General features: G+C 64.2%; 12 protein-coding genes. 3 read left to right on the plus strand and 9 right to left on the minus strand.

Going from position 1 to position 11546, the window contains the following annotated elements:
- Positions 1 to 32 precede the first annotated feature (32 nt).
- Together FNJ47_RS20305 and FNJ47_RS20310 are read left to right on the plus strand one after the other, a co-directional pair.
- On the plus strand, positions 33 to 1076 hold the full coding sequence (locus FNJ47_RS20305; RefSeq protein WP_163156178.1) for a TRAP transporter substrate-binding protein: 1044 nt from the start codon (positions 33 to 35) through the stop codon (positions 1074 to 1076).
- Positions 1073 to 2314, plus strand: coding sequence for a CaiB/BaiF CoA transferase family protein (locus FNJ47_RS20310; protein ID WP_163156180.1), 1242 nt, complete (start codon positions 1073 to 1075; stop codon positions 2312 to 2314). The genes FNJ47_RS20305 and FNJ47_RS20310 overlap by 4 nt, the downstream gene beginning before the upstream one ends.
- On the opposite strand, the gene FNJ47_RS20315 is transcribed toward FNJ47_RS20310, so the two are convergent.
- The 9 genes from FNJ47_RS20315 to FNJ47_RS20355 form a co-directional block, all read right to left on the minus strand.
- On the minus strand, positions 2315 to 3169 hold the full coding sequence (locus tag FNJ47_RS20315) for an HpcH/HpaI aldolase/citrate lyase family protein (RefSeq protein ID WP_163156182.1): 855 nt from the start codon (positions 3167 to 3169) through the stop codon (positions 2315 to 2317).
- Between the two features lie 3 nt (positions 3170 to 3172).
- On the minus strand, positions 3173 to 3628 hold the full coding sequence (locus FNJ47_RS20320; protein WP_163156184.1) for a MaoC family dehydratase: 456 nt from the start codon (positions 3626 to 3628) through the stop codon (positions 3173 to 3175).
- Complete coding sequence (locus FNJ47_RS20325) at positions 3629 to 4405, minus strand: enoyl-CoA hydratase/isomerase family protein (protein ID WP_163156186.1); 777 nt, start codon at positions 4403 to 4405, stop codon at positions 3629 to 3631.
- Between the two features lie 16 nt (positions 4406 to 4421).
- Positions 4422 to 5627: a CaiB/BaiF CoA transferase family protein gene (locus tag FNJ47_RS20330; RefSeq protein ID WP_163156188.1), complete on the minus strand. Its 1206-nt coding sequence runs from the start codon at positions 5625 to 5627 to the stop codon at positions 4422 to 4424.
- Between the two features lie 27 nt (positions 5628 to 5654).
- Entirely contained in the window at positions 5655 to 6371 is a 717-nt protein-coding gene (locus FNJ47_RS20335; RefSeq protein WP_163156190.1) for an ABC transporter ATP-binding protein, read from the minus strand.
- Complete coding sequence (locus FNJ47_RS20340) at positions 6368 to 7126, minus strand: ABC transporter ATP-binding protein (RefSeq protein ID WP_163156192.1); 759 nt, start codon at positions 7124 to 7126, stop codon at positions 6368 to 6370. The genes FNJ47_RS20335 and FNJ47_RS20340 overlap by 4 nt, the downstream gene beginning before the upstream one ends.
- Positions 7127 to 7128: 2 nt before the next feature.
- The gene (locus FNJ47_RS20345; RefSeq protein WP_163156194.1) at positions 7129 to 8148 is read right to left on the minus strand and encodes a branched-chain amino acid ABC transporter permease; all 1020 of its coding nucleotides are present in this window, start codon (positions 8146 to 8148) and stop codon (positions 7129 to 7131) included.
- Entirely contained in the window at positions 8145 to 9047 is a 903-nt protein-coding gene (locus FNJ47_RS20350; protein ID WP_163156195.1) for an ABC transporter permease subunit, read from the minus strand. Before FNJ47_RS20350 ends, FNJ47_RS20345 begins: the two co-directional genes overlap by 4 nt.
- A 94-nt stretch (positions 9048 to 9141) precedes the next feature.
- Positions 9142 to 10401, minus strand: a complete 1260-nt coding sequence (locus FNJ47_RS20355; RefSeq protein ID WP_163156197.1) for an ABC transporter substrate-binding protein — start codon at positions 10399 to 10401, stop codon at positions 9142 to 9144.
- Between the two features lie 170 nt (positions 10402 to 10571).
- On the opposite strand from FNJ47_RS20355, the gene FNJ47_RS20360 reads away from it, so the two are divergent.
- Positions 10572 to 11546 (plus strand): AMP-binding protein (locus tag FNJ47_RS20360; RefSeq protein ID WP_236000004.1); only part of this gene is annotated, 975 nt, incomplete at its 3' end.

Raw genomic sequence — 11546 nt, forward strand, 5'->3', positions numbered from 1 at the left:
TCGGTCGAGACGGCCATCTCTGGGAGACTATTATGAATCTCTATTCCCGTTTCCTCGCCGGCGCAGGCCTTGGCACCGCCTTGCTGGCGGCTTCCGCATCAGCAGCCTTTGCCCAAGAGAAGATCACCCTGCGGCTTGCCGACAGTCTACCGTCCGGCCACGTGATCCATGAACTCGTCGGCAAGCCGTTTTCCGAGCTCGTCACCAAGCTGACCAATGGCCAGGTCACGTTCCAGCACTTCCCGGCCGAGCAGCTCGGCAAGGCCAAGGACATGGCGCAGCTCACTGCGCTTGGCGTTGCCGACGTGTCCTACATCGTGCCGTCTTACTCCTCCGACAAATTTCCGCTGACCGCCGTTGCCGAATTGCCCGGCATTTTCGACAGCGAATGCCAGGGCTCGCTCGCCTTCTACAAGATCTCGCACGATGGCGGCATCCTGGAGACCAAGGAATTCGCGCCCAACCAGCTCCGGCCGCTGGTGACGCTCGCGCTGCCCGCCTACCAGGTCCAGCTTGCGACCAGCCGCGATGTGAAGACGGCAAAGGATCTCGAAGGTCTGAAGATCCGCACCACCGGCGGCGCGATGGACCTGATGATGCGCTCGATCGGCGGCGTGCCGGTGCGGATGGCCGCGCCCGAGATCTATGAATCGCTGACCCGCGGCACCCTCGACGGACTGATCTTCTCCTACCAGAGCTCAGCGTCCTACGACTTCGGCAAGATCCTGAAGTCGGGCACCGAAGGGCTGAACTTCGGCACCGCGATCTTCACCTATTCGATGGGTGAGCTGAAGTTCAAATCGTTGCCCGAGAACGTGCGCAAGGCGCTGATCGAGGCCGGCGAGCAGACCACGCGCGAGGCCTGCAAGCGGTTCGAGGACGGCGAGAAGGCCGCAGCCGACAAGATCAAGTTGCAGGGGATGAAGGTCATCAACTTCAGCGCCGACGACAAGAAGGTGTTCGACACTGCCTTCAAGTCGGTGGCGCAGGATTGGGTGAAGGACGTCGACAAGCGCGGCAAGCCGGGCACCGACCTCTTCAAGGCCTTCACCGAAGCACTGGCCGCCACCCATTGAGCCAGGCACCGACGAGCGACAGACCATCCGCGCCGGCAGGCCCGCTCGCGGGCGTCAGGATCATCGACCTCACCAGCGTGATGATGGGGCCCTACGCGACCATGATCCTCGGCGACTACGGCGCCGACGTGATCAAGGTCGAGAGCCCGGACGGCGACGTGATGCGCCATGCGGCCCCGATGCGCCATCCCGCGATGGGCGCGATGTACCTACAGGGCAACCGCAACAAGCGTTCGATCGTGCTCGACTTGAAGAAGGCCGGCGGCCGCGCGGCGGTGCTGCGGCTAGCCGCAGCCGCCGATGTGTTCGTCCACAATGTCCGGCCCGCGGCGGTGGCGCGGCTGAAGCTCGGCGCCGACGATCTCCTCGCGATCAACCCACGGCTCGTCTATGCGAGCCTGCACGGCTTCGGCGAAACCGGGCCCTATGCGGGACGGCCCGCCTATGACGACCTGATCCAGGGACTGACGGCCCTGCCCGCGCTGACCGGCAGCATCACGGGCGAGCCGCGCTACTCTCCGGCGACCATGGCCGACCGCATCGTCGGCCTCAATGCCGTCCACGCCATCCTGGCGGCGCTGTTCCATCGCGAGCGGACCGGCGAAGGCCAGGCAATCGAAATCCCGATGTTCGAGACCATGGCGCAGTTCGTGCTCGGCGATCACATGGCCGGCCGCAGCTTCGAGCCGCCGATCGGACCACCCGGCTACTCCCGGCTGCTGTCGCCGGACCGCCGGCCCTATCAGACCAGCGACGGCTATATCTGCGCGCTGGTCTATTCCGACAAGCAGTGGAACGCGTTCTTCGCCAAGATCGGCCTTGCCGATGAAGCCGGCCGCGACCCACGGCTGAACAGCATCTCCGCGCGAACCAGGAATTACGACTTCGTCTACGACTGGTTCTCGCAGATGATGAAGACCCGCAGCACGGCCGAATGGATGCGCTTCTTCGAAGAGGCAGACATTCCGCACGCGCCGCTGCACGACCTCGACGGCCTGATCGACGATCCACACCTGGCGGCCGTCGGGCTGATCCAGTCGCTTGAGCATCCGACCGAAGGCACGCTGCGGGTCGCAGGCCCGGTTGCGACCTGGAGCCGGACGCCGCCGTCGATCCGGACCTATCCGCCGAACCTCGGCGAGCATGGCCGGGAAATCCTGCGCGAGGCCGGGCTTGCGGAAACGGAGATTGCCGCCCTCATCGCGGAGGGCGCGCTGATCGAGCCCGGTTCCTGCTGACTATTTCCTGCGCGACGCCAGGATCTTCTCGGCGGCGCGGAGATGCGGCTTGTCCAGCATCTTGCCGTCCATCTTGGCGACACCCGATGGATTGTTGGCGAATGCGGCAATCACCCGCTCCGACCATGCGATCTCCTCCTCCGTCGGCATGAAGGCCGCGTTGACGGCGTCGACGTGCTTGGGATGGATCACGGCCTTGGCCAGGAAGCCGTCCTGCCGTGCGGCAATCGCCTCCGCCTTCAACGCATCGAGATCGTTGATGTCGGTGGCGATGGTGTCGATCGCGACCACGCCGGCCGCGGCCGCGCCGATCAGGCAGAGATCGCGGGCCAGGATGAAAGGCGAATGATAGCGGCCGTCGGTGCGATTGCGGGTTGCGCCAAGCGAAGCCGCGAGGTCTTCCGCACCCCACATCATGCCCCACAGCCGCGGGCTCATGTTCTCGAAGTCGAGGATTTTCAGGACCGCCCGCGCCGTCTCGGTCGCGACCGTGACGATCCGCGTAGACCCTTGCGCGATGCCGGAGGCGGCCTCGAATGCATCGAGATAAAGCGCGAGCTTGTTGACGTCGGCGGCACCGGCGCATTTCGGCAGTACGATGCCATCGGGCTTGCCGGGCATCACGGCCGCGAGGTCGCCGAGCGTCAGATCGGTATCAAGCGCGTTGACGCGGATATAGAGCTTCTGCTCGGGATTGCGCGCATCGAGCATCTGGCGCGTGATTCCGCGCGCGACGACCTTCTGGTCCGGAGCAATGGAATCCTCGAGGTCGAGGATCAGCGCGTCGGCTGCAGTCTTCTTGGCGCTTTCATATTTCCGGGTGCTGTCGCCGGGAACGAACAGGAACGATCGCATCGGCTATGCCTTCGGCTTGCAGTGCATCAGGCCGGTGCGGCGGCAGCTTGCCACCACCTCGCCGCGCTGATTGGTCATGGTGTGCTCGAACTCGACGATGCCCTGTGTCGGTCGCGACTTGCTGGCACGCTTGCCGATGATCTTGGTGTGCGCTCTCAAGGTATCGCCGTGAAAGACTGGTTTCGGGAACTTGACGTCGGTCATGCCGAGATTTCCGACCGTGGTTCCCAAGGTCGTGTCGTACACGCTCATGCCGATCATGATGCCAAGCGTGTAGAGGCTGTTGAACAGCCGTTGACCGAACTCGGTCTTCTCCGAGAAATGCGCATCCAGATGCAGCGGCTGCGGGTTCATGGTCAGGAGGCTGAACATGGTGTTGTCCATCTCCGTCACGGTCCGGCTGAACTCGTGATGGAATTCCCGCCCGACCTCGAACTCTTCGAAATACAATCCAGCCATTTATCGTCCCTTGTAGTTGGGCGCTCGCTTTTCGACGAACGCGTTCAGCCCTTCCTGGCAGTCCTCCGTCGAGGCGACCACCACGAAACTCTCTGCGGTGTTCTCGACCGAGCGGCGGAAATCGGCATCGACCGCGCGCATGAAGGCGTCGCGGCCGATCTTCATTACGATGGGCGATTTCGCCGCCAGTTTCCGCGCGATCTCGCGGGCCCGATCGAGCGCGGTACCCTTCGGCACGACTTCGCTGAGCAGGCCCATGCGAAATGCAGTTGCGGCATCGAAGGGCTCGCCGAGGAACAACGGGCCGAACGCCTGGTGTTTTCCGACCAGCCGGGGCAGTTGCACGAAATGGATCGCCGGGATCAGGCCGACATCGATCTCGGGATAGCCGAAGGTCGAGCTGTCACCGGCGATGATCATGTCGCAGGAGATCGCGATCGTCATGCCGCCGGCGCGCACCGCGCCATCGACCGCCGCGATCGTCGGCTTGCCCATGCGGTACTGCGTATCGTTCAGCGCGAAATACAGCCGCTCGAGGAACGTCTTGGTCTCGATCGCGGGCTTGCCCCTGACGATGTCGAGGTCGAGGCCGGCGCAGAACACCTTGTGGGCGCTGCTGATGATGACGGCGCGTACCGCATCGTCGTCGCGCGCCTTCGCCAGCGCCGCCAGCAAGGCGTCGATCAAGGGAATGCTGAGCGCATTCACCGGCGCGCGGTCCAGCACGATCTCCGCAATCTGATCGCTGACCGAGTAACGAACGAGGTCCGTGCTCATATTGTCCTGTCTCCCATCATCTCTTGGCTTGCCGCACAGCGCCCGACAGCAGCAGGCCGTCAATCTCGGCCGAACCAAGACCAGCCTCAGTCAGCACGGCGCGGCTATCCTGCCCGACATCCGGCGCGGGACAAAGATGATCCTCGGACCGGCTCGCGATCCCCGGCGTCCGCGGCGAATAGACCGCGCCGACACCGGGCGTATCCTGGCGCACCGACGCTGCGGTCGCCTCGACATGGGCGTTGCGCAGCCATTCGCCGGGATTGAGGATCCGCTCCGCGATGATATCGGCGGCATGCAGCCGCGTCAGCCAGGCATCCGTCGCCTCGGTCAGGAACACCTCGCGCAACTGCGGGATCAACGTGTCGGCCGCGTCCGCCCGCCGGGCAAAATCGGCAAAGCGCGGATCGATGGCGAGATCCTCACGGTCGATCGCGCCGCACAGCCGCTTGTATTGCGGCTCGTTCACCAGCGTCACCATCATCCAGCCGTCCCGCGTCTGGTAGGTTCCGGCCGGCACATTGAGCGCGCGCGGCGCGCCGCCCTCGAGGATGAACTCCGCGACCTTGTGCCCGAGCAACGCCGACGTCGACTGGCAGAGGTTGACATCGATCCAGCGGCCGGTGCCGACCGTCGCGCGCGCGAACAGAGTGGTGGCAATAGCCTGGAATGCGTACACGCCGGTGACCACGTCGGAGATCGTGGTGCCGACCCGATGCGGCACGCCATCGGTGCCGACATTGACCGAGACCAGCCCAGAGAACGCCTGCGCCACCGAATCCGAGCCGGGCCGCTTTGAATAGGGCCCGCTCTGCCCGAAGCCGCTGACCGATAGATAGACCAGGCCCGGATTGTCGCGCGACAGGCTCTCATAGCCGAGCCCGAGCCGCTCAGCGACACCAGGGCGAAATCCTTCGATCAGCACGTCGGCCTCACGCGCCAGTCGCTGCGCGACCGCGATGCCATCCTTGTGCTTCATGTCGAGGCACAGGCTGCGCTTGCCGCGGTTGTAGACCGCCGACAGCGTCGTGTGATTGCCGTAGGTCGTGCCGAGATAACGCGACCAGTCGCCTTCCGGCGGTTCGACCTTGATGACATCGGCGCCATAGACCCCGAGCAGCATCGCACAATAGGGCGAGGCGATGCCCTGCCCGAAATCGAGCACTTTCAGCCCACGATACGGCGCCTCATGCGTCGGCGTCAGCTTGCGTTCGCCCGCCATTTGTCCTCCCACTTCTGTCGAAGAGCCCTACAGCGCCAGATAGCGCTGCCGGATGTTGTCGTTGGCCTTCAGCTCTTCGATGGAGGATGTGTAGACGATCTGTCCCTTGTCGATAACCGTCGCGTGGCTCGCAAGGCCAAGGCAAAAATGCATGTTCTGCTCGGCGATCAATACTGTAGCACCGGTACCGCGGAGCTGCCGCAGCAGCTCGCCGATGCGCTGCACGATGATCGGCGCCAGCCCCTCGCTCGGCTCGTCCAGCAGCAGCAGCACCGGATTTCCCATCAGCGTGCGGGCGATCGCCAGCATCTGCTGCTCGCCGCCGGACAACCGTCCGGCGATCCGGTGCCGCAGCGGCTCCAGCAACGGAAACACGTCATAGACCCGGCGGATCGACCACTCGTCCTCGCCATCAGGCCCCTTCTTCTGGCCGATGACGAGATTGTCCTCGACCGTATGCTCTGGAAAGATCTGGCGGTCTTCCGGCACGAAGCCGAGCCCGGCGCGGGCGATGTGATGCGGCCGCATTCCGGAGACCACATTACCGCGCAAGGTGACCCTGCCCCGGCGCGCCGGCGCCAGCCCCATGATCGCCTTCATGGTGGTCGACTTGCCGGCGCCGTTGCGGCCGAGCAACGCCATGGTCTCGCCCTTGCGCACGGAGAGGCCGACGCCGAACAGGATCTGGCTGGTGCCATAATAAACGTCGAGGTCCTCGACCTGCACCACCGGCTGTGCGCTCATGCCACCGCTCCCGCGTGGTCGTCGCTGCCGAGATAGGCTTCGATCACGGCCTCGTTCCTGCGGATCGCGTCCGGCGTACCGGTCGCGAGAATTCGCCCGTAGCACAGCACGACGATCTCAGGTGCAATCTTGAACACGATGTCCATGTCGTGCTCGATGAATACGACGGTGATCTTCTGCTTCTCCCAGAGCTCGCGCACCTTGTCGATCATGCGCCAGCGCTCCTCGGTACCCATGCCCGCTGTCGGCTCGTCGAGCAGCAGCACCTTGGGATCGAGCACCAGCGCGAGCGCGATATCGAGCAGCTTCTGGTCGCCATGCGACAGCGTCGCGGCGGTCCTGTTGCGCTTGCCGGCGAGGCCGAGCAGCTCCATTGCATGCTCGGCGCGATCACGCGTCTCGGGCAGTGGAAAGCGGCGATGCATCACACCGGCGCGGCGCTGATCGGCGCCGACCGCTGCCAGCATCGTCTCCTCGACCGTCAGCGACGGGAAGATGCTTGCGATCTGGAAGGCCCGGCCGATGCCGTGGCGCACGATCTCGGGCGGCGTCCGGCCCGCCATGTCGACGCCATTGAGCAGAATCTGCCCGGCGTCCGGCCGCAGCGCACCGGTGATCAGGTTGAAGAAGGTGCTCTTGCCGGCGCCGTTGGGGCCGATCACGGCGGTGAGCGAACCATCGGCAAAGTCAAGCGAGACGTTGTCAGTCGCCTTGACGCCGCCGAAGGACTTCGAGAGCCCGCGAATTTCAAGCATGGCTAGCCGCGCTCCTCGCCGCGACGCTGCGCGAACCATTCCACGACAAAATCCATCAGGCCCTTTCGCAGGCCGATGGCAAAGAACAGGATCACGACGCCGAGCACGATGCCGTGATACTCGGTCAGCCGCGTAACGGTATCGTTGAGGATCAACAGCAGCACGGTGCCGACCATCGGGCCGAGGAAGGTGGTCACGCCGCCGAGCATGTTGATGAAGATGCCCTCGCCGGAGATCGTCCAGTAGGCGAATTCGGGATAGGCGCCGGAGACGAACAGCGCCATGATCATGCCGCCGGTCGCGGCGAACAGCGCTGCCAGCACGAAGATGACAAGCTTCGCGCGCCAGACGTCGATGCCGATGAAGCTCGCCCGCGTGGCGTTGTCACGGATCATGCGCAGCGTGTAGCCGAACGGCGACTGCGCGATCTGGCGCATCAGGAACAGCCCGATCACCAGCAGCGCGCAGCTCGTGATGTAGAGATGCAGATGGTTCGACAGGTCGATGCCGAGAAACGACGGCCGCGGGATGCCGCCGCGCAGGCCCTGGTCGCCGCCGGTCAGCGACTGCCAAGACAGGATGGTCGAATGGATCAGCATCTGGAACGCCAGCGTCACGAAGGCGAAGTAGATTTCCTTCAACCGCACGCAGATCGCACCGATGACCACGGCAACGACCAGCGTCATCGCCAGCGTGGCGACGAAAGCCACCGGGATCGGAACGCCGGTCTTCTGCATCATGAGGCCGAAACCATAGGCGCCGAGGCCGAAGAACATGCCGTGCCCGAACGAGATCAGTCCGGTGTAGCCGACCAGGAGGTTGAGCGAGGTCGCGAACAGCCCGTAAGCCGCGCAGCGGATCACGAAATCAAGCAGCTGCTTGCTGCCGAACAGCATCGGCAGCAGCGCGAGCAGGACGAAGGCCACGAGCGCGATCAGCACATCGCGATAGCGCTGCGGCCTGGCGTCGATCCGGGGCACTTCGAGGGGCTGCGCGCTCTGCCCGGCCTGCAACTCGGTCATGCGACCTCCTTGCCGAACAGGCCGGTCGGACGTGACACCAGCACGATCACCATGAAGAGATACATCAGCCCCTCGGTGAACAGCGGGAAGCCGAGCGATCCGAAAGAGCGGATCAGGCCGATCAAAAGCGCACCGATCAGCGCCCCCAGGATCGAGCCCATGCCGCCGATCACGGTGACAATGAAGGACTCGATCAGAACAGAGAAGCCCATGCCCGGTGTCAGCGAGCGCACCGGTGCGGCGAGCGCGCCTGCCAGTCCCGCCAGCATGCCGCCGAGCGCGAACACGCCGCCATAGATCAGCCCGGTGTTGGTGCCAAGCGCCGACACCATGCCGGGATTTTGCGCAGCCGCACGGATCACCTTGCCGATCCTGGAGCGCGCCAGCCCCAGACCGAGAATAGCGGCCGCAGCCAGCGCCACGCCGATCAACAGCAGATAATATGGCGGCACCACGCCGCCGGCGATGAATAGCGGCGGCACCTGGAACGCGGCCGGCATGCCCATCGACTTGAATTCAGGACCCCAGATCATGCGGACAACGTCATCGAAGATCAGCACGAAGGCGTAGCAGACCAGAAGCTGCATCAGCACGTCGCGGCCGTAGACCCGGCTCATGAACACGCGTTCGAAGATCAGGCCGAGGATCGCAGTGCCGGCAGCGCCGCTCAGGATCGCCAGCGCAAAGCTGCCGGTGAGTTGATAGGCCGTCATCGCGAAATAGGCGCCGAACATATAGAAGGCGCCGTGGCTGAAATTGACCACCTTGAGCACGCCGAAAATCAACGTCAGCCCGACGGCGACGAGAAACAGCAGCATGCCGATGATCAGGCCGCTGGTGGTTTGCGTCACCAGGCATGAAGGGCTGGCGAGGCAACTGGCGAGCGCGTCGAGGTCCACGAGAATCATCCATTACGGCGGGCCGCAACGCCGGCGCGCGACAAACATCAGATCAAGGGCGGAGACAGCGTGCTGCCTCCGCCTCATATGCGGATCAGGTGTAGCCCTTGCTCTTCTTCCATTCGGCTTCGAGCTCGAAGATGGCCTTCCAGTCTCCGGCCTTCACGTCGGGGACGTAAGGCTCCTGCGGGATCGTTGTGCCCCAGCCGATCGCGTAGCCGACCAGCGTGTGATCGTCGGCGCGCATCGTGACGGTGCCGTCGGCACCGAACGGGCACTTGATGGTGAGCCCGGTGAGCACTTCCGCTACCTTCTTGCCGTCGGTCGAACCCGCCTTCTTGACCGCCTCGTTGAGGAACATGACCGCTGTCGCGTTCTGCCAGGACCAGTTGGTCGGGTACTCGTTGTATTTCGCCTTGTAGGCATCGCCCCAGGCCGCATTCTCCGGCGTCGGCGGGAATGTCTTGATGTAGCGGTCGCCGGAGTGGATGCCCTTGGGCAGGTTCTTCACCACGGTGAGCGCGGTGTAGTCGGCCATGTTGACCGCGAACACCTCCATCTGGGTGAACATCGCGTAGATGTTGGCCTGGTCGATGTAGGAGGTGAGATCGCCGCCCCACAGGCATGAGTAGAGCGCCTGCGGCTTGGCTTGCAGGATCTTGGTCACCACCTCGGTGTAGTCAGGCTGGAACAGTTTTGGCCAGGACTCGCTGATGATCTCGACATCGGGCGCGAACTTCTTCAGGTACAGCACGAACTCGCCGGTGGTGTCGCGGCCATAGGCATAGTCCGGCGAACAGGTCGCCCATTTCTTCAGGCCCTTGGCCTTGGCGATCCCTGCCGCGTAGCCGGCGCCGACGATGGAGTCATGAATGCCCTGCCGCACGCAGCGGAAGGCGTTCGGAATGTGCTGCTTGGGATCGGCCGTCAGCGACGAGGCTTCCGAGCAGGTGTGGATGCAGAGCACGCCGAGATCGCGCGCGACCTCGTGAACCGCGAACGATCCCGACGACGCCTCGCCATCGAGCAGCATCTCGCAACCGTCCGTATTGACGAGCTCGCGCGCGATCCGCGCAGCTTCCTGCGGCTGTCCCTTGGAGTCGCGGATCACCATCTCGATCTGGCGCCCGGCAAGGCCGCCGGCGGCATTGACCTTCTCGACTTCCAGCATCACCGCGTTGCGCGAAGACGTGCCGAGCTGCGCGACGCGGCCCGACAGGATGGTCGGCATGCCGATCTTGATGGTCTTGGCCTGCGCGCGCGCCACCCATGGCGCGGCAAAGGTCACCGCTCCGGTGCCCATCAGCGCAAGCGTCGAACGCCGGCTGATGCCCGGTTTCCGGGTCCTCTTCATATTCCCCTCCCTGTCGGGTTCGCGTTCCCAAAATCCCTGTCGGAGATCGTACCGTCTCCGTGACCACAATGTTTTCAGAGCAAGGGGGGTGACGTCAAGCCAAAGATGAATTACGACTCATAATTCATCTAGGGAGAAAACGGCGCCGGAATCGGCCCGACGAGCGGCAAATGATCAATCTTTCCAGCTTCATCGCATTTCATGCCGGGCGGACTCCGGACCGCTGTGCGCTGAAATATCGCGGCGAGGACGTTTCCTACGCCGACTTTGACCTGCGAATCCGCCAGGTGGGCGCCTGGCTTGCCGCACGCGGGATTGCGCCCGGCGACGTCGTTGCCGTCCTGATGAAGAACAGCACGGCGTTTCTCGAACTGGTGTTCGCGACCAGCCATATCGGCGCGGTGTTCCTGCCGATCAACTATCGCCTGTCGGCCGACGAAGTCGGCTACATCGTCGGCGACTCCGGCGCGCGCCTGCTGGTCGCCGACGAGGAGTTTGCCGCGATCGCAACCGGCGATGCGCCGGTGGTGCTGCTCGATGAAGTCGCGCAGTCCGGCATCACCAGCCGTGTGTCTGACATCGCGCCGGCGCTTGCGCATCTACGCCAACCACGCGACCTGATGCGGCTGATGTACACCTCGGGCACGACGGATCGTCCCAAGGGCGTGATGCTCACCTATGAGAACATCTACTGGAAATCGGCGGACCAGACGCAGGTGCTCGGATTGAATGCGGACACGCGGCTGCTCGTGGTCGGTCCGCTCTATCACGTCGGCGCACTCGATCTGCCCGGCATCGCCGTGCTTTGGCACGGCGGCATGCTGTGTATTCACCGCACCTTTGAAGCCGAGCCGGCCCTGGCCGCGATCGAGCGCGAGAAGCTCAACGCGGCATGGTTCGCGCCGGTCATGACCACGGCCCTCCTCACCTGCCCGAACCGCGACCGCTACGACGTCTCCAGCCTGAAATGGGCGATCGGCGGCGGCGAAAAGACGCCGGAACTCCGCATCCGCGCCTTCTCGGATTACTTCAAGAACGCGCGTTATATCGATGCCTACGGCCTCACCGAAAGCTGCGGCACCTTGAAGCCCGCGAGCCTTGTCCGGCAGAAATCGGTGAGACCGTGCAGATCGAGCTTGGCGTCA

Origin of the sequence: Bradyrhizobium uaiense (assembly GCF_010811875.1) — a bacterium.
Lineage (GTDB): Bacteria > Pseudomonadota > Alphaproteobacteria > Rhizobiales > Xanthobacteraceae > Bradyrhizobium > Bradyrhizobium uaiense.

Excerpts from the sequence above, each read along its gene's own strand:
- FNJ47_RS20305 (WP_163156178.1), top strand. The coding sequence starts at position 33 with ATGAATCTCTATTCCCGTTTCCTCGCCGGCGCAGGCCTTGGCACCGCC.
- FNJ47_RS20315 (WP_163156182.1), bottom strand. The coding sequence starts at position 3,169 with ATGCGATCGTTCCTGTTCGTTCCCGGCGACAGCACCCGGAAATATGAA.
- FNJ47_RS20320 (WP_163156184.1), bottom strand. The coding sequence starts at position 3,628 with ATGGCTGGATTGTATTTCGAAGAGTTCGAGGTCGGGCGGGAATTCCAT.
- FNJ47_RS20325 (WP_163156186.1), bottom strand. The coding sequence starts at position 4,405 with ATGAGCACGGACCTCGTTCGTTACTCGGTCAGCGATCAGATTGCGGAG.
- FNJ47_RS20330 (WP_163156188.1), bottom strand. The coding sequence starts at position 5,627 with ATGGCGGGCGAACGCAAGCTGACGCCGACGCATGAGGCGCCGTATCGT.
- FNJ47_RS20335 (WP_163156190.1), bottom strand. The coding sequence starts at position 6,371 with ATGAGCGCACAGCCGGTGGTGCAGGTCGAGGACCTCGACGTTTATTAT.
- FNJ47_RS20340 (WP_163156192.1), bottom strand. The coding sequence starts at position 7,126 with ATGCTTGAAATTCGCGGGCTCTCGAAGTCCTTCGGCGGCGTCAAGGCG.
- FNJ47_RS20345 (WP_163156194.1), bottom strand. The coding sequence starts at position 8,148 with ATGACCGAGTTGCAGGCCGGGCAGAGCGCGCAGCCCCTCGAAGTGCCC.
- FNJ47_RS20355 (WP_163156197.1), bottom strand. The coding sequence starts at position 10,401 with ATGAAGAGGACCCGGAAACCGGGCATCAGCCGGCGTTCGACGCTTGCG.